The organism is Bradyrhizobium guangdongense (assembly GCF_004114975.1).
Taxonomy (GTDB): Bacteria; Pseudomonadota; Alphaproteobacteria; order Rhizobiales; family Xanthobacteraceae; genus Bradyrhizobium; species Bradyrhizobium guangdongense.
Map to the genome: position 1 here is coordinate 5,256,142 of NZ_CP030051.1, position 17,275 is coordinate 5,273,416.

Consider the following 17,275-nt stretch of genomic DNA (forward strand, 5'->3'; position numbering starts at 1 on the left):
CATGCACGTGCCGGTTCAGGCCATCGACCGCGAAATCTGGCGCGACGGTGTCGCGTCGGAGGGAACGCGGTTGATCCCCGAGGAGACGCCGCTGGCGCTGACCTACAATGGCGGCACCTACGCCGTCATGATGGGAACGCCGCAGAACCTGGAGGATTTTGCCATCGGCTTCAGCCTCGACGAAGGCGTCATCAAATCGGTCGACGATATCAAGTCGCTCGATGTGGTTCGCCTCGATGAGGGCATCGAGCTGCGGATGTGGCTGGCGCCCGAGGACGCCGCCCGTATCAGCGGGCGCCGGCGCCACATTGCGGGTCCCACCGGCTGCGGGCTCTGCGGCGTCGATTCCATCGCCGAGGCGGTGCGGCCTGCTTCCATCGTGCCGCAGGGACAGAGCTTCACGCCGCAGCAGGTCATGGCGGCGATGCAGGCGATCGCGCCCCTGCAATCGATCAACATGCAGACCCGAGCGGTCCACGCCGCGGCCTTCTGGTCGCCCTCGAACGGCATCGTCGCCTTGCGCGAGGACGTCGGCCGCCATAACGCGCTCGACAAGCTCGCGGGCGCACTGGCCCGCAGCCGGACGAACGCAAGTGCCGGCATGGTGCTGCTGACGAGCCGCGTCTCGGTCGAGATGGTGCAGAAGACGGCCGCCATCGGCGCGCCCGTGCTGGTCGCGGTCTCCGCACCCACCGCGCTTGCAGTCCGCACCGCCAATGCGGCGGGCATCACGCTGATCGCGATTGCCCGCAGCGACGGGTTTGAAGTGTTCACGCACGAGGGCCGAATCTCGGCTCGTCGTGCTCAGGAGATCATCGATGTCGTCGCCTGACCGCCTCGTCTACATGGCCAACCAGATCGGTACGTTCTTTCGCAGCCAGGGCCACGACAAAGCCGTGCCTGGGATCGCCGACCACATCAAGAAGTTCTGGGATCCCCGGATGAAGCGCGCGATCTTCGCCCATCTGGAGGCCGGTGGCGCGGGGCTGGAGCCGAACGTGCTCGAAGCGCTCACCGCGCTCAAGCAGACGGCTTCCCTTCCAGAAGCGCACTGAACACCCGCCGCACCTCGCTCTGCGTCTCCTTGACCCGCGCCTCCAGCGAGGAAAAGTCCGGCGCATCGCCGGCGCGCGCCATCACGCGCTGAAGATCGGTGCCCGCCGTCTCCGGCTTGAAGCGGTCGCTGACGCAGAGCCTTAGGATCTGCGTGAGGTCGTGATAGAGCCGCGCCGCGGCCCGCAAGATCTCGGTCTCGGATTGGGCGAGCACGCCGAGCCGGCATGCATTTTCGAGCACCTGGATGGTGCCGACGTCGAGAATCTCCGGCTTGTCATGGGCATGCACGAGCTGGAGATATTGCGCGATGAAGTCGATGTCGACCATGCCGCCGGCGGCATATTTGAGATCCCAATAGTCGCTCTCGCCCTTCTCCTGCGCGATCGCGCGCCGCATGTCGGCGACATCGGTGGCGATGATCGCGGCATCGCGGCGTCGGGTCAGGACCTCGCGGATGACGCGCTGAATTCGCTCCCGGAATTGCGGCGACGCCGACACCACGCGCGCACGCGTCAGCGCCATGTGCTCCCAGGTCCAGGCCTCGTTGGCCTGGTAGTCCGCGAAGGAAACGAGGCTCGAAGCGACAGGACCGGCGCGCCCGGAGGGGCGCAGCCGCATGTCGATCTCATAAAGCACGCCATAATTGGTGCGGGTCGTGAAGGCGCTGATCAGGCGCTGGGTGAAGCGGGCGAAATAATGCGCGCCCTGAAGTGATTTCTCGCCGTCGGAATCCGGATGCTCGCTGTCGAAATCGTACAGCAGGATCAGATCGAGATCCGAGGATGCCGTCATCTCACGGCTGCCGAGCCGGCCCATCGCGATGATCGCGGTCTCCTGTTCCTTGATCCGGCCGTACTGGGCCGCAAAGCGATCGGCGACGAGGCCGTGCACGGTGTGAACGATGCCTTCGGCAACGTCGGCGAAGGCCGTGCTCGCCTGCTGCGCCGAGACGGTGCCGGAGAGGATGCGCGTGCCGATCAGGAACAGGCTTTCCTGCCCAAACAGCCGCAGGCGGTCCAGGAACTCCTCGTAGGAGCCGGCATCCTGCACCGTGGCCGCGAGCCGCGCCGACAATTCCTGACGATCGGGCATCGCACCGAAGAAGCGCGGGTCGATCAGGCCGTCCATCAGTTGCGGCTGCCGCGCCAGCATCTCGCCGAGCCGGGGCGCCGCGCCAAGCACGAGCGCCACGAGCGCGACGAGATCGCGGTTCTGGCCGAGCAACGTGATCAGCCGCCCACCGCGCTGGAGCGCCGCGAGGAACTGATCGAATGCCACGACGGCGCGGTCCGGCTCTTCGGCATGGGCGAGGCCGTCGATCAGGGCCGGCACGAACTCGACGAACGCGTTGCGCGTCGCCTCATTGCGGAACACGCGGTAGTCGCCGGTGATCCAGTCGCGAACCGTCTGCGCGACCGCAGCGGGCTTCTTGAAGCCGAGCGTAGCCAGATGCTGCAGCATGCGCGGATCTTCGGGACCTGTACTGTAGTCGAGGGCCGGCAGCTTTGCCGTCCCGGTCGGATCATCGCCCTCGAACAGCTTCTCGTAGTGTCCCTGGACGATCTCGAGCTGGCGCAACAGGTCACGCGCGAAAGTCTCGCGGTTGTCATAGCCGAAGAACCAGGCGAAGCGTTCGACCGCATCCTTATCTTCGGGCAGTGCGTGGGTCTGCTCGTCGCCGATCATCTGGAGACGATGCTCGACCCGGCGCAGGAACTCATAGGCCGCGGTCAGTTCGTCGCGCGCCGCCGACGTGATCCAATTGCTGGATGCCAGAATGTTCAGCGCAGCCAGCGTCGGCCGCACCCGCAATTCCGGGTGGCGGCCGCCGGCGATCAGCTGCTGGGTCTGGGCGAAGAATTCGATCTCGCGGATGCCGCCGCGGCCGACCTTGACGTTGTGACCTTCCACGGCGATCTCGCTCTGACCGCGATAGGTCTGCATCTGCCGCTTCATATCGTGCACGTCGGCCAGCGCTGCGAAATCGAGATGCTTGCGCCAGACGAAGGGCGCGATTTCGGCCAGCAGTGCCTCGCCCGCTTTGACATCGCCGGCGCAGGCGCGCGCCTTGATCATAGCGGCTCGCTCCCAGGTGCGCCCTTCCCGCTCGTAATAGTTCAGCGCGGCATCCCGCGAGATCGCGACCTGCGTCGAGGACGGATCGGGACGCAGCCGCAGATCGACGCGAAAGACGTAGCCGTCATAGGTGCGTTGCTGGAGGATACGCGCCAAGCCCTGCGTTACCCGGACGAAGAACGGCTGCGGCTCGATATCAGGGGCAAGCGTCGTCGCATCGGGATCGAAGAACACGATGAGATCGATGTCGCTGGAATAGTTCAGCTCACCCGCGCCCATCTTGCCCATGGCGAGCACGATCAGGCCGCAGCCGACTTCCGGTGCCTCGGGATCTTCAGGCACGAGCTTGCCGCGTGCGGCTTCCTGTCGCAGCAGATATTGAAGCGCCAGCTGCACCGAAGAGACGGCAAGGTCGGTCAGTGCCGCCGTCACCCGCATCACCGGCCAGACCCCGCCGATGTCACACAGCGCGATCAGCAGCGCCGCCTCGGCCTTCATGCGGCGAAGCAGCCGCATGACCTCAGCCTCGGCGGGGGCGGCGAGCACAGCGCCCCTCGCCTCCGCGATCAACGCAGCAAGATGTGTGTCCGGATCGCATTCGAGCAGCCGGATCAGGCGCGGCACATCGGCGCGCACAAGATCGAACAGATAGGGCGAGAATTCCGCGATGCCGGCCAGGATGTCCCGGGCGAAAGGATGGGCGAGCAGCGCTTCGAGACGGGCCTGATGTGCCGGCTCGATCTCGGCCAACCACGATTCAAGACGTCGTTCGAGGGTTGCGGAAGCGGCAATATGGGGAGCCTCCGCGAAGCGTACGGCCAGGCTCTTCCCAGTCTTGTCCGCGTTTCCCGGCGCGGAGTGGTTCATGCCACCTTCTGTGGCACATCCGGTATTGGCGGAGCAACCCTGTCGCCGGCGTCCGCGCGCGCCGGCAGCACCAGCGTGGCAACGAGGCCGGGCTGGGCGTCGCCCAGCCGCAATTCACCGCCATGGAGTGTCGCAACCGCGGAGGCAAGGCTGAGGCCGAGGCCCGAGCCCGGAAGCGTGCGGCTCGCCTCCAGCCGCACGAATCGTTCGACGGCGTGCTTGCGGTCCGCCTCCGGGATGCCGGGACCGTGATCGGTGACGCTGAGCAGCACCTGATCGCCTTCGCGCTTCGCCTCGATCGTGATCTGCCTGGAGTCCATGCTGACGACGGTTCCACCGGTCTGCGCGACCGGCTTGCCGTACTTGATCGCATTCTCGACGAGATTGGCCAGCGCCTGACTGATCAATTCGCGATTGGCGTGAACCGGCGCCGGCTCGGCTCTCACCTTCAAGGTCATACCGTCATCTTCGGCGAGCGGCTCGTAGAGTTCGTGGATGCCGCCCGCGACCTCGGCGGCGTCGAAATCATCCATGTTGCCGCGCGCCTGGCCGGACTCGGCGCGCGCGATCATCAGAAGTGCGTTGAAGGTGCGGATCAGGCCGTCGGATTCCTCGATGGTCCGCTCCAGCGCGGCGCGGTAATCCGCCTCGCAGCCTGATTTCGCCAGCGCCTCTTCGGCGCGGTTGCGCAGGCGGGTCAGCGGCGTCTTGAGGTCGTGGGCGATGTTGTCGGAGACCTCCTTCAGCCCCGCCATCAGCGCCTCGATCCGCTCCAACATGGCATTGAGGTTTTCGGCGAGACGATCGAGCTCGTCGCCACTGCGCCCCACAGGCAGGCGCTCGCTGAGATCGCCGGTCATGATGCGGTGGGCCGTGCCGCTCATGGCATCGATGCGCGTCAGCACCCTGCGGGCGACGAAGACGCCGCCGCCGAGGCCGAGCACGACCACGATCAGGATCGACCATTGCGCCGCCTTGGCGACGATGCCGAACAGGCGCCGCCGCTCGGCGAGGTCGCGGCCGATCAGGAGGCGGAAACCGTTCTCGAGCTCGGTGACGCGCACCAGCGCGCGATGGTCGCGGTCGTCTGCGTCCTCGAGCCGCCGATAGGCGGTCTCCGACCAGCCGCGCGTCGCCATCACGCCCGGCGCGAGCGAGCCGACATTGCCGGCAACCGCCTGCCCGGTCGGCGTGGTCACGAGGTAGAGGTTGGCGCCCGGCCGGAGCGCGCGGTATTCGATCGTTCGCACCAGGCCGACCAAGCCGCGGCGATCATAGATCACGTTGATCTCCGAGGTCTCGGCATTCACCGTCTGCGTGATTTCCTCGGTGATCAGCCGCCGCGTGTTCCAGGCGAAATAGCCGAGCAGCGAGGCCGCGAACATCGCGAACAGCAGCAGATAGACCAGCGTCAGCCGGAACGCCGTGGTGCGGACGAGTTTACCGAATGCCGTCACGGATCATGTACCCGGCGCCGCGGATCGTGTGCAGCAGCGGCCGCTCGAAGCCCTTGTCGATCTTGGAGCGCAGCCGCGAAATGTGCACGTCGATCACGTTGGTCTGGGGATCGAAATGATAGTCCCAGACGTTCTCCAGCAGCATGGTGCGCGTCACCACCTGGCCGGCATGCTTCATGAGATATTCGAGCAGGCGGAATTCGCGGGGCTGGAGCGTCAGCTCGTCCTTGCCGCGCGCGACGCGGTGAGAGAGCCGGTCGAGCTCGAGATCGCCGACGCGGTAGAGCGTATCCTCGGCAGGTCCCCCGCGGCGGCGCGACAGCACCTCGACGCGGGCGAGCAACTCGGCGAAGGAATAGGGCTTCGGTAGATAGTCGTCGCCACCGGCGCGCAGACCCTTGATGCGGTCGTCGACCTGACCGAGCGCGGAGAGAATCAGCACCGGCGTCGTGTCGCCCTTGTCGCGCAGCGCGCCGATCAGCGACAGGCCGTCCCGCTTGGGCAGCATGCGATCGATCACCAAGACGTCGTAATCGCCGTTCTCGGCCATGGCGAGGCCCTCCTCGCCGTCACCGGCGTGGTCGGCAATATGTCCGACTTCGCGAAACGCCTTCACGAGATAGTCGGCGGATTCGCGGTCGTCTTCGATGATGAGGAGGCGCATCGTGCGTTCGGCGGCGGTCAAGGAGGTCAACCTTCTCTAAACATGGCGCGAGCGGCAATCGCATGCAAGCCAGGTGAACGAGGCTTGGGTAAGCAAAAAGGCGGGCGGTGAAGCTGGGGGGACCTCACCGCCCTAGGCCTTCCGACGGAGGGGGGCGTGTTTCCACCGGAAGGTAGGCGTGGGGAGCGAGCGGGGCTCAACTCCCCGGAAGAGCGTCGGCGGCGGGGGCGACTGATGCCGGCGACACCCTTCATTTCGTAAGCCTCCTGAGGCTCAGCCCTTGATCAGCCCTTGATCAGCCCTTGGCGATGGGCACGGCCACGAAGCGCGACTGGCCGCCGCTCTTCACCCGCATCAGGACGCTGTTCTTGTTGTCGGAGCGCGCCGTGTTGATGGCGTCGCGGACATCGCCGGCGGTGCTCACGCTCTTGCCGCCGACTTCGAGAATCACGTCGCCTTCCTTGAAGCCGCGATCGGCCGCGGCGCTCTTCGGATCGACTTCGGTGACGACGACGCCTTCCTTGCCGGCGCCGGCCACCGAGTTCGCGGGGGCGACCGTCATGCCGAGCTTCGGCACGTCGGTGCCCTTGCTCGCGCCCTTGCCGCTGTCGTTATCGGTGTCGGCCTTGGCCTCCACCGTGTTCGGCAGCTGACCGAGGGTGAGGTTTACGGTCTTGTCCTGGCCCTTGTGCAGCACGTTGAGCTTCACGGAGGCGCCGGGCGCCATGCCGCCGATGGTGCGGGCCAGTTCGCGGGCGTCCTTGACGGATTCGCCGTTGACCGCGGTGATCACGTCGCCGGACTCAATGCCGGCCTTCGCCGCCGGACCGTTCGACTGCGGCTCCGCCACCAGCGCTCCTTCGGCCTTCTTCATGCCGAGACTGTCGGCGATGTCAGACGTCACGGGCTGGATCTGCACGCCGATCCAGCCGCGGCTGACCGAGCCCTTGTCCTTGAGCTGGGCGACCACGCTCTTGACGGTGCTGGCGGGAATCGAGAACGCGATGCCGACGCTGCCGCCCGACGGCGAATAGATCGCGGTGTTGACGCCCATCACCTCACCATCGGTGTTGAAGGCCGGACCACCGGAATTGCCCTTGTTCACGGGCGCGTCGATCTGGATGAAATCGTCATAGGGGCCGTTGCCGATGTCGCGGCCGCTGGCCGAGACGATGCCGGCGGTCACGGTGCCGCCGAGACCGAAGGGGTTGCCGACCGCGAGCACCCAGTCGCCGATCCGCGGCTTGCCGTCGGCAAGCTTGGCGAACGGGAAGTTGGAGCCGCCCTCGACCTTGATCAGGGCGAGGTCGGTACGCTGGTCGGTGCCGATCACCTTGGCGCTGTAGGTCTTGCCGTCATCGGTGGTCACCTCGACCTTGTCGGCGCCGTCGACCACGTGGTTGTTGGTCACGGCATAACCGTCAGCCGAGATGAAGAAGCCGGAGCCCTGGCCCTGCACGACGCGGCCACGGCCGCCCTTCAGACCCGGGATGCCGTCCGGACCGCCGAAGCGGCGGAAGAAGCGCTCCATCGGCGAGCCCGGCTGGAACGGCGAGGAATCATCACCGTCGTCGTTGCTGGCGGTCTTCTCCTTGATGTTGACCTTGACGGAGATCACCGAGGGCTTCACCCGCTCGACAATGTCGGCAAAGCCGATCGGACGCTCGACCTTCTTGACCTCGTTGTTGACCTGCGCGTGCGCCGGGCTGGAGAACAAATCGGCGGGCGACGTCGACGGGCTGAAGCCATGGACGGCGATGCCGAGACCGGCGACGACCGAGGCCATCAGCGCAATCCTGCGGACGGACAACACCGAGCGGCGGGGCTGCCGGTAGGACGGAAGGTTGGTGAGATCGGGACGGTCGGTCATGCAGAGGTCTCCAGGGCCTTGAAATCCTTTTGGTGCCCGATGGCGGCACCTTACGGACCTGAAGATGGGGACTTCCGCCTTACCGCGCGCTGGCTGCGGGGTTAAACTTTCGTAATGAAGCGGCCGCTCCGATGCGGCAGTTATCGCAACCCGAAAGTTACGCTTTTACAGGAACTTAATGGGGTTCCCCGGAACGGGCGGCGGCGCGCTCTTTCCGTCCCTCAGCTTGCCCTGACACTGACGATGAATTCGTCGACTTCGCGCTTCAGGGTCTCGGCCTGTTGCGACAGATCGACGGCCGAATCGCGGGCCTCGGCCGCCATCCGGCCGGTCTCTGCCGAGGTCGAGGTGATCTGGACGATGTGGTTGGAGACGTCGAGCGTGCCGCGCGCGGCGTCCTGGACGCTGCGGCTGATGTCCTGCGTGGCGTTGCGCTGCTGGGCGGTGTCGACCTCGATGCCGGACATGATCGACGAGATCTCCGACAGCGTCTTCGAGATCGCGTCGATCGCCCCGCGCGTCTCCGCGGTGATGCCCTGGATGCTGGCGACATGGGAGGTGATTTCCTCCGTCGCCTTGCTGGTTTGATGCGCCAGGCTCTTCACCTCGGAGGCGACCACGGCAAAGCCCTTGCCGGCCTCCCCCGCCCGCGCCGCCTCGATGGTGGCGTTGAGCGCCAGAAGATTGGTCTGCGATGCGATCGCCTGCACGAGCTGCACGACCTCGCCGATCTTGTCGGCGGCCTCCGAGAGCGTGTGGATGGTGTCGCGGCTCTTCTCGGCCTGCGTGGCCGCACCCTCGGCACGCTGGGTCGCGTCCGTGACACGGCGGCTGATCGTGCCGATCGAATTCGTCATCTCCTCGGCCGAGCCCGCGACCGTCTGCACGCTGGCGCTGGCCTGGCTCGCGGCGCTCGCCACGGCGTTGGCCTTGGTGCTGGTGTCGTTCGCGGTCTGCGACAGCGTCTCGGCGTTGCGCTTCAGATGCTCGGCCGACGACGCCACGCTGTCGACGACGCTGGCGACGAGATCGTTGAAGCTCTTGATCCGGGCATCGAGATATCTTGATCGCTCCGCCTGGTGCTGCACTTCGTGCAGCTGCTGCTCCGTCAGATGCCGCCGCTCGATGCCGCTGGTCTTGAAGACTTCCAGCGCGGCGGCGAGCAGGCCGATCTCGTTGGTGCCGCCGAGGCCCGGAACCGGCGTCTCGAACTTCTGATCGGCAACCTCGCGCATCGCATGCACGATCGCCGCCAGCGGACTGAGGATGCCGTTTCGTACTGCGAACCACGTGGTGAGGCAGATCGCTATGGCGACGATTGCGATCCCGCCGCAGGCGACCAGGAACCAGGAGAAGGCAGCCTGGGCCTGCTGGTAGATCTGCATCGCGTGGTCGCGTGCCGGACCGCTCAGTGCGGCGAAGTCGGACGACAGGCTGGTGATTTCGTTGTTGAGATAGAGCACGGCAATGAAGCCGGTGCCGCCGCCGATGCCCAGCAAGAACAATAATGCGGCGACGACCGCGCCGACCAGGAAGCGGATCGTCAGATTGCTGTTCGTGAACATGGGAGAACCCGGAGGCTGGAATCAAAGCTTGCGACAAGCTTCCAGACAAAGGTCAAAATAGCATGAAGTCGCCAGCAGGGCTGGCAATCCCGGTAACACTACGTAGACCGGAGCGACTTGGAAACGGCTAGGACTTCGCTTCGTCCGACATCAATGCGGCGAGCCGAGCCTCTTCGTCCGGCGTCAGCGGCGGCGCCGGTACATCTGCACCACTTCGCGAGCGGCGCCGATTCTGCCGCCAGAGTGCAAAGCCGCCACCGGCCAGCAGCAGCGGCGCGAGCAGCCACAACATGATGGTCTGCCGTTCGAAGCGAGGCTTCAGCAGCACGAACTCGCCGTAGCGTGCGACCAGGAAGTCGAGCACCTGCGAATTGCTGTCGCCGGCCGCGATCCGCTCGCGCACGAGGAGCCGCAGATCGCGCGCAAGCGGCGCGTCCGAATCGTCGATCGACTGGTTCTGACAGACCATGCAGCGCAGCTCGCGCGACAATTCCCGCGCGCGCGCCTCCTTCGCCGGGTCCGACATGATCTCGTCGGGCTGCACGGCGTGTACCGCAGGCACAGCCAGCAGCAGGAGCGCAACGATCGCGGCCATCATCCGACGCATCGGATCACTCCGCCGGCTGCAGGCGTTGCTTGGCTCGCGCCGGTTTGGGCGCGCCGACCCGCAGGCGCCGGTCGGACAGCGACAGCACGCCGCCGAACGCCATCAGCACCGGCCCCCACCAGATCAGGAGCACGAAGGGCTTGTGATAGATGCGCACGGCGATCGCACCTTCGGCGGTGACGTCGCCGAGCGAAATGTAGAGCTGGCTCGCGCCGCGGGTCAGAAGGGCGGCTTCCGTGGTCGAGGCGCCGCGCGTCGTGAAGCTGCGCTTTGACGGCGTCATGACGCTGAGCGCTTCGCCGCCCCGGCTGACCTGGAACTGGGCGACCATTTCGCGGTAGTTCGGCCCTTGGCGCTCAAGCAGGCCATTGAGCTTCAGATCATATCCGGCGACCTGCGCGACGTCGTTCGGCTTCATGGTCGCGATATATTCGCTGTTCCAGGTGGTCTCGCAGACGATCCCGATCAGCGCGATCCCGAGACCGGCATGGGCAAACGCGGTGCCCCAGGCCGAACGCGGCAGGCCGCGGGCGCGGTGCAGCGTGGTCGCGAACGGCAGGCGAAACAGGCCGGTTCGTTCAGCCACGTCCGTTACGGCACCCGCAATGACGAAGACGCCGAGCCCGATCGCCAACGGCGCCAGCGCGCTGCCGCCCCGCGTCCAGGCCCAGACGATGGCGATCACGACGAGGCCGGCGACGCCGGCGGCAAGCAGACGCTGGGTGACACCGAGCAGATCGCCCCTTTTCCAAGCCAGCATGGGCCCGAACGGCACCGCGAGCAGCAGCAACGTGAATAGAGGGACGAAGGTGAGGTTGTAGAAGGGAGCGCCGACCGACATCTTGAAGTCGGCCAGCACTTCCATGGCCAGCGGATAGAGCGTTCCGAACAGCACGACCGCACAGGCCACCGTGAGCAGCAGATTGTTCAGCACCAGCGCGCCCTCGCGCGAGATCGGCGCGAACAGGCCACCCTGCTTGAGCGAGGTCGCGCGTCCCGCGAACAGCGACAGGCTGCCGCCGATGAACAGGCAGAGGATCAAGAGGATGAACACGCCGCGGGTCGGATCGTTGGCGAAGGCGTGCACGGAGGTGATGACGCCCGAGCGAACCAGGAAGGTGCCGAGCAGCGACAGCGAGAAGGTCAGGATCGACAACAGAATGGTCCAGACCTTCAGCGCGTTGCGTTTCTCCATCACCAGCGCCGAATGCAACAGCGCGGTGCCCGCAAGCCACGGCATCAGCGAGGCATTCTCGACCGGATCCCAGAACCACCAGCCGCCCCAGCCAAGCTCGTAATAGGCCCAGTAGGAGCCCATCGCGATGCCCAGGGTCAGGAAGATCCAGGCGACCAGCGTCCACGGCCGCACCCAGCGCGCCCAGGCCGCGTCGATCCGTCCCTCGATCAGCGCCGCGATCGCAAAGGAGAACGAGATCGAGAAGCCGACATAGCCGAGATAGAGCATCGGCGGATGCACCGCGAGCCCGATGTCCTGCAGGACCGGATTGAGATCGCGCCCCTCGATCGGCGGGTTGGCGATGCGCAGGAACGGATTCGACGTAATCAGGATGAAGAGATAGAACGCACTCGCGATCCAGGCTTGCACGCTCAGCACATGCGCGCGCAGCGACAGTGGCAGATTGTTGCCGAAGGCAGCGACCAGCCCGCCGAACAGCGCCAGGATCGACACCCACAGCAGCATCGAGCCTTCATGGTTTCCCCACACGCCCGTGATCTTGTAGATCAGCGGCTTCATGGAGTGCGAATTTTCGTAGACGTTCGCGACGGAGAAGTCCGAGTTCACGTGCAGCGTCACCAGCGCAATGAAGGACGCGCCGACGAACAGCAGCTGCGCCAGCGCGGTGGAACGCGCCACGTTCATCAGCGCAGGGTCGCGCAGGCGCGCGCCGATGACAGGCACGAAGGACTGAATCAGCGCCAGCGCGAGCGCCAGCACCAGCGCGTAATGTCCGGCTTCCGCGATCACCGCACCGCTCCCTGCGAATTGCCCTGAGCCGTCGTGGCCGGCTTTGCATCCGCGGAAGGCTTTGCGCCACCAGACGCTTGAGCGCCGTAATCGTCCTTCCAATGCCCCTGCTTCTTGAGGGCGTCAGCAACGTCCTTGGGCATATAGGTCTCGTCATGCTTGGCAAGCACCGTGTCGGCCTTGAACACGCCGTTGGCATCGAGCGCGCCTTCGGCGACCACGCCCTGCCCTTCGCGGAACAGGTCTGGCAGAATGCCCTTGTATGCGACGGGCAGCTTGGCACTGCCGTCGGCAACTTCAAACGTCACGGCGAGATTGTCGCCGCGCTGGAGCGAGCCCGGCTGCACCAGGCCGCCAAGGCGAAAGCGCTTGCCGGGCTGAACGTGCTTCTCGGCCACCATGGACGGAGTGGAGAAGAACACGATGGAGTCGCGCAAGGCATTGAGCACAAGCGCGGCCGCGAGCGCGAGAACGGCGAGCGAGCCGCCGATGATGGTCATCCGTCGCTGCTTGCGCGTCATGGCGTATCCGTTCTCCGCTCGTCCCGTTCTGCGATTGTCATCCGTCGAGCCCGAGAGTCTTGAGGCCTTCGTTGAGCTGGCGCAGCCGCTCGGCGTTGTTCGCGACCGCCTGGCGTGCGTCGGTCGAGGCGCCAACCGCCTTGTCGCGATCGCCCATCACCAGATAGGCACGCACCAGGCGCAGCCAACCGTCGACGTCGTCGCCATTCTGCTTCAGCCGCGTGGCGAGTCGTTCGACCATGCCACGGATCATCGCGTTGCGATCGCCGTCGTTCATTTCCTTGGAGGCCGCGATCGTCTCGTCCGACAGGGCCGGCATCGTGCCGCCACCGCCAACCCGGGCGAGCGAGGTCTGCACCAGTGGCCGCCAAGGCGCGTCCGCCGGAGCCTTCGCCAGCAGCGCGCGCCAGATGTTGGCCGCCTCATCCTTGCGGCCGTCCTGCTCGGCGGCGAGCCCGAGGAAATAGTTCGCCTTGGGATCGTCGGCGTTGAGCGCGTGCGCGCGCTCGAACTCGGTCTTGGCGTCCGCCGTCACCACGCCGCCGGCAGCGGCCGCGATGGCCTCGCCGAGATCGGAGCGGCGCTCCGCGCTCTCGCCGTTGTAGGTGATCGAATTGCGGTAGGCGCGCACGGCCTCGTCGAAGCGGCCAAGCCGCTCCAACACCGGCGCAAGCACGTTCCAGCCGCGGCCATCGTTCGGATTTTTCTCCAGGTGCTGCTGAACCTGCGCGACGAGATTCTCGAGCGACTGCGCCATGCCGGGCCGCGCCGCCTCGCGTTCGCGCTGCGCCAGCGGAAAGTCGTGAAGTGCCGGCGAGCCGAGTGGAACATAGATCGCAGCCGCGACCAGCGGCAGGCCGACCAGCGCCAGCACGGCCGCCCCGCGGCGCCATTTCAGATTGGATGTCGGCACGAGCGCGGACTCGCTGCTATCAGCGGCGAGCAGCCTGCGGCTGATCTCGACGCGCGCCGCCTCGGCTTCAGGTCGCGCAATCAGTCCTGCCGCGAGATCATGCTCGATCTCGGCCAGCTGGTCCTTGTAGACCGTGACCTCGCTGCCTTGATTTTGGTCGCGCCCGCCACGGCCGAGCGGCCAGAGCACGGCGAATATCGCCGCGACCGTCATCAGCGCGAACACGAACCATAACGTCATCTGGCAAGCTTCCGGCGGCGCGTGAGCCGCGCCCATAGGTGCCTTTACACCACGGCCGGACGATGCGGCAATTGACAATTGTCAAATTGGCGCGAGCGCGCACAATCCCGAAACGGTGAAGATCCAACGGCTTAGCCGATCTCGAAGTCTACGCTTTGCGCGGCATCCTCGCCGCGCCCGTTGAGGGCCCTCAAGAAGTATGTTCCCGGCTCGATGGCCTCGGGCAATCTGATACGCAGGGCCCCGACGGGAACAGGCGATGCAACCCTGGTGACGGTCTCAGACAATTGGCGGCCGCTTGCCTTCTCAACCAGTACGACCTGCGCGCCCACCATCAGCCTTCGATATTTGGCAACAATGACGCGGTTTTCAATTTCAATGGAGTTGATGATGGGTTTCATGCGCCCACAAGTAGAAATTTCAAAAGCTTGCACGGGGACCGTAGAACCCACGACCGGCATGGTCAACTATAAATTGTGATCTCGAAAACTGCGCCCAATCAGCTCGCGCGCGTCGATTTGCGCTCGCCTGTCGCCGCGTTCTCCGCGGCGCGGCTCATCAGCGACGCATAATCGTCACCGAACAGCACCTGGCAGAAGCGGATCGCGGCCTGCACCTGCTGTTGCCGGTAGGTGCGCACCTTGTGATCGGCGGCCCGCAGCGACTGCACCAGCTGCTCGGTCGACCGTTCGACATATTGCTGCAGGTCGGAATAGGTGCGCAGCGTCACCTCGTTGATCGCGAGCTCGCTCGCGTAATTGCGGCAGGTTGCGACGAAGTCGATCAGCGCGACCGTTTCCTCGACCTCGGTGCTGTCGATCCGCGCTCCCGGCGGAATATCCTTTTCGGGTCGCTGACGCAGAATGCGGCGGACGCGGCCGGGAACACTATCGATCTCCGATTGCAGCGCGTTGGAGATGTCGGCCCGGATCGATGTCAGCTGCTTGCCCCAAGCGGAATCGTTGCGCAGGTCGAGTTCCGTGCGCAGGCCGCGAACACCGTCATGCAGCGCCTTGAGATTGTCGGCGAAGGTCTCGAAATGACCGCGCTTGATGTCCATTCGCAAAATGGCGGCAACGCGGGACAGATCGTGCAGGGCTATCGTGACGGCGACGCCGTAAGGTGTGGCTGCGACGCGGATCTCGTCGTCGGACGCGGCGATCTTGATGGCAAGCCGAATGATCTGCCACGGCGCGGTCATCCGCTGGACCACCACCGACAGTGCAAAGGGCAACATCTGCGGGGTCTGGAGTACCGGAATATTGAGCGCAGACGTCACGGAGGCGATCTGGGGATCGCCGAACGTGCGCAGGAAGCGCGGCAGCTTTTCATTGAGCGTGGCGAGGGCCTCGCGAACGGCGAGGACAGCGCCGATGGAATAGAGGTCCTCGATCACGTTGGGCGCACCGACGCGGGCGAGCGCGCGCGACTTGTCGCCGCCGCCAGGTCCCGTCAGCTCGGAGATCGCATCGGCGGCCACGGCCTGCAGCTTGAGCGCCAGCGCCTCGACCTGTCCTGTGCTGTCTGTTGCCGGCATGCGGGCCAGTGCGGCCTCGAATTCAGCGATCTTGTCCGGAGCACCATCGCGGCCGAGCCATTGCCAGATCGGATGCAGCGAAGAGCGACGGATCTGGCCGACCCGAATCGGGGCGCCCGCCTCGATCAGAAACGGTTCCACAACTTGGAACAGCAGCCGCGATAGATCGTCGGTGCGTGGCGGCGGGGCGTCGTCGGTCTCGCTCTTACGTACGATCTTGCGCAACTGCTCGAGCACGAGCGTTGCCACGGCCGTATCCTGGCCGCGCTCGAGCGCGCGCTCGAACTCCCGCATCAGCAGCGCCTGCGCCTGCGGCGGGAGCTGCGCGAGATATTCCCTCAGCCGCTCGATCGATGTCTGGCTCATGCGCCCGGGTAATGCATGGTAAAGTGGCGGACGTGGGATGCGTCCGTTCCGATCATAGGTGGGAGCGCCTTAAGAAGCCGTTGAGGACGTTGCGCCGAATTCCCCTGGTTTCACCCGGAAACCCAAATAATCGTGTTGGATCAGAGGATTATATTCCCGGCAACACCAGCTCGGCCCGCAGGCCCCCGATCGGCGCACGGCCAAGCGAGAGATTGCCGCCATAGAGAGCGGCGAGGTCGGTCACGATCGACAGGCCGAGGCCCGAGCCCGGCTTTGATTCGTCGAGCCGCTGGCCGCGCCGGGAAACCTGGGCGCGCTCGGCCTCCGAGAGGCCGCGCCCATCATCATCGACGATAAGCCGCAGCCGGGGGCCCGCGCCCGCCTGCTGCGGGGCCTCTACCAAGACTTCGATAAAGACCCGCGAAGCGGCCCATTTGCAGGCGTTGTCGACCAGATTGCCGACCATCTCCTCCAGATCCTGCCGCTCGCCCCGGAATTTCGCAGAGGGATCGGCCTTGGCTTCGACGGTAATGCCCCGGCCGCGGTGGATCTTCTCCATGGTCCGCCGCAGTCCTTCGATGGCGGGCGCAACCTCCGTCACCGTGCCGACGATCGAGACTCTTGCCGCAATGCGGGCGCGCTCCAGGTGGTGGGCGAGCTGATTGCGCATCACGTCGGCCTGCTCCATCACCTTGGCCGCGAACGGATCGTCGGCATGCGAGCCGGCCTCATTCACGATCACTGACAGCGGCGTCTTGATCGCATGGGCGAGGTTGCCGACATGGGTGCGGGCGCGCTCGACGATCTCCCTGTTGGCATCGATCAGCGCGTTGGTCTCACGCGCCAGCGGCGCGATTTCGACCGGAAACTCGCCCTCGAGCCGCTCCGCCCGCCCGGAGCGGATATCGGCGATGGATTCCGAGATGCGCTTGAGCGGCGCGAGACCGAAGCGGACCTGGAACACGGTCGTCAGCAGCAGCACGATGCCGAGCGCCGTGAACGTGCCGCCGAGATAATAGTCGAAGCTGCGGGTCTCATCGAAAATCTCGGTGTCGTCGCCAGCGACGCTGACCAGGTATTTGCCGTCGGCGCCGAGATCGACCGGACGCTCGACCATGCGCAGATTCTGCCCTTCCGGCCCATCGACATAGGCGAGGCGAATGCCGGCGGCGGTGAGCTCGGCGCCCTGGTCTTCCAGTTTCGGCAGCTTCTTGTCCCAGAGCGAGCGCGAGGAGCGCACCTCCGGCTTCTCGGTGTCGGTACGCGTGATCTGCCAATACCAGCCGGACAGCGGCAGCTCGAAGAGGGGCTCGCCGAGCGACTGGAATTGGCGGTCCGGCGGCTCGTCAGGGGTGGCCACCTCGGCGATCAGGGTGCGGAGATAGAGGTTGAGCCGGCGGTCGAAGGCGCGCTCGGTGGCGTTCTTGTAGACCGAGGACAGCACCACGCCCGTGATGGCCAGGATCACCACGAGCCAGGCGGTCGCCGATAGGAACAGGCGGTTCGCAAGCGAGCTGGCGGGCATCGGAATGATCCCGGGAGCGCGAGG

14 protein-coding genes are annotated in these 17,275 nt (G+C 65.8%); 2 read left to right on the top strand and 12 right to left on the bottom strand.

Going from position 1 to position 17,275, the window contains the following annotated elements; genetic code table 11:
- The first annotated feature begins 1 nt into the window (after position 1).
- Positions 2-832 (top strand): formate dehydrogenase accessory sulfurtransferase FdhD, encoded by an 831-nt coding sequence (fdhD, locus tag X265_RS25230; RefSeq protein ID WP_128967266.1) that lies wholly within the window; start codon positions 2-4, stop codon positions 830-832.
- A complete protein-coding gene (locus tag X265_RS25235) occupies positions 819-1,055 on the top strand; it encodes a formate dehydrogenase subunit delta (RefSeq protein WP_128967267.1) in 237 nt (78 codons plus the stop codon). The genes fdhD and X265_RS25235 overlap by 14 nt, the downstream gene beginning before the upstream one ends.
- On the opposite strand, the gene X265_RS25240 is transcribed toward X265_RS25235, so the two are convergent.
- The 12 genes from X265_RS25240 to X265_RS25295 form a co-directional block, all read right to left on the bottom strand.
- Positions 1,021-3,999, bottom strand: coding sequence for a bifunctional [glutamine synthetase] adenylyltransferase/[glutamine synthetase]-adenylyl-L-tyrosine phosphorylase (locus X265_RS25240; protein WP_128967268.1), 2,979 nt, complete (start codon positions 3,997-3,999; stop codon positions 1,021-1,023). The two genes, X265_RS25235 and X265_RS25240, sit on opposite strands and share 35 nt — an antisense overlap.
- Complete coding sequence (locus tag X265_RS25245) at positions 3,996-5,456, bottom strand: sensor histidine kinase (RefSeq protein WP_128967269.1); 1,461 nt, start codon at positions 5,454-5,456, stop codon at positions 3,996-3,998. Before X265_RS25245 ends, X265_RS25240 begins: the two co-directional genes overlap by 4 nt.
- Positions 5,440-6,120: a response regulator transcription factor gene (locus X265_RS25250; protein WP_128967270.1), complete on the bottom strand. Its 681-nt coding sequence runs from the start codon at positions 6,118-6,120 to the stop codon at positions 5,440-5,442. Before X265_RS25250 ends, X265_RS25245 begins: the two co-directional genes overlap by 17 nt.
- A 295-nt stretch (positions 6,121-6,415) precedes the next feature.
- Positions 6,416-7,990 carry a Do family serine endopeptidase gene (locus X265_RS25255; protein ID WP_128967271.1) on the bottom strand — a complete coding sequence of 525 codons (1,575 nt, stop codon included), beginning with the start codon at positions 7,988-7,990 and terminating at the stop codon, positions 6,416-6,418.
- Between the two features lie 221 nt (positions 7,991-8,211).
- Positions 8,212-9,555 (bottom strand): methyl-accepting chemotaxis protein, encoded by a 1,344-nt coding sequence (locus X265_RS25260; protein ID WP_128967272.1) that lies wholly within the window; start codon positions 9,553-9,555, stop codon positions 8,212-8,214.
- A gap of 127 nt (positions 9,556-9,682) precedes the next feature.
- Positions 9,683-10,162, bottom strand: a complete 480-nt coding sequence (locus X265_RS25265; protein ID WP_128967273.1) for a cytochrome c-type biogenesis protein — start codon at positions 10,160-10,162, stop codon at positions 9,683-9,685.
- 4 nt (positions 10,163-10,166) lie between these two features.
- Complete coding sequence (locus X265_RS25270; RefSeq protein WP_128967274.1) at positions 10,167-12,149, bottom strand: heme lyase CcmF/NrfE family subunit; 1,983 nt, start codon at positions 12,147-12,149, stop codon at positions 10,167-10,169.
- Positions 12,146-12,670 carry a cytochrome c maturation protein CcmE gene (gene ccmE / locus X265_RS25275; RefSeq protein ID WP_128967275.1) on the bottom strand — a complete coding sequence of 175 codons (525 nt, stop codon included), beginning with the start codon at positions 12,668-12,670 and terminating at the stop codon, positions 12,146-12,148. Before ccmE ends, X265_RS25270 begins: the two co-directional genes overlap by 4 nt.
- Before the next feature lie 37 nt (positions 12,671-12,707).
- Positions 12,708-13,823, bottom strand: coding sequence for a c-type cytochrome biogenesis protein CcmI (ccmI, locus tag X265_RS25280; protein ID WP_128967276.1), 1,116 nt, complete (start codon positions 13,821-13,823; stop codon positions 12,708-12,710).
- Between the two features lie 131 nt (positions 13,824-13,954).
- Positions 13,955-14,224 carry a hypothetical protein gene (locus X265_RS25285; protein ID WP_128967277.1) on the bottom strand — a complete coding sequence of 90 codons (270 nt, stop codon included), beginning with the start codon at positions 14,222-14,224 and terminating at the stop codon, positions 13,955-13,957.
- A 98-nt stretch (positions 14,225-14,322) separates the two neighbouring features.
- Positions 14,323-15,726 (bottom strand): hypothetical protein, encoded by a 1,404-nt coding sequence (locus X265_RS25290; protein WP_128967278.1) that lies wholly within the window; start codon positions 15,724-15,726, stop codon positions 14,323-14,325.
- A gap of 148 nt (positions 15,727-15,874) precedes the next feature.
- On the bottom strand, positions 15,875-17,251 hold the full coding sequence (locus X265_RS25295; protein WP_128967279.1) for a sensor histidine kinase: 1,377 nt from the start codon (positions 17,249-17,251) through the stop codon (positions 15,875-15,877).
- Positions 17,252-17,275: the final 24 nt, after the last annotated feature.

What these genes read in the sequence shown, in the direction of transcription:
- ccmE (WP_128967275.1), bottom strand. Translation starts at nt 12,670, where the DNA reads ATGACGCGCAAGCAGCGACGGATGACCATCATCGGCGGCTCGCTCGCC.
- X265_RS25290 (WP_128967278.1), bottom strand. Translation starts at nt 15,726, where the DNA reads ATGAGCCAGACATCGATCGAGCGGCTGAGGGAATATCTCGCGCAGCTC.
- X265_RS25265 (WP_128967273.1), bottom strand. Translation starts at nt 10,162, where the DNA reads ATGCGTCGGATGATGGCCGCGATCGTTGCGCTCCTGCTGCTGGCTGTG.
- ccmI (WP_128967276.1), bottom strand. Translation starts at nt 13,823, where the DNA reads ATGACGTTATGGTTCGTGTTCGCGCTGATGACGGTCGCGGCGATATTC.
- X265_RS25235 (WP_128967267.1), top strand. Translation starts at nt 819, where the DNA reads ATGTCGTCGCCTGACCGCCTCGTCTACATGGCCAACCAGATCGGTACG.
- X265_RS25255 (WP_128967271.1), bottom strand. Translation starts at nt 7,990, where the DNA reads ATGACCGACCGTCCCGATCTCACCAACCTTCCGTCCTACCGGCAGCCC.
- X265_RS25240 (WP_128967268.1), bottom strand. Translation starts at nt 3,999, where the DNA reads ATGAACCACTCCGCGCCGGGAAACGCGGACAAGACTGGGAAGAGCCTG.
- X265_RS25250 (WP_128967270.1), bottom strand. Translation starts at nt 6,120, where the DNA reads ATGCGCCTCCTCATCATCGAAGACGACCGCGAATCCGCCGACTATCTC.
- X265_RS25285 (WP_128967277.1), bottom strand. Translation starts at nt 14,224, where the DNA reads ATGAAACCCATCATCAACTCCATTGAAATTGAAAACCGCGTCATTGTT.
- X265_RS25295 (WP_128967279.1), bottom strand. Translation starts at nt 17,251, where the DNA reads ATGCCCGCCAGCTCGCTTGCGAACCGCCTGTTCCTATCGGCGACCGCC.
- X265_RS25260 (WP_128967272.1), bottom strand. Translation starts at nt 9,555, where the DNA reads ATGTTCACGAACAGCAATCTGACGATCCGCTTCCTGGTCGGCGCGGTC.
- fdhD (WP_128967266.1), top strand. Translation starts at nt 2, where the DNA reads ATGCACGTGCCGGTTCAGGCCATCGACCGCGAAATCTGGCGCGACGGT.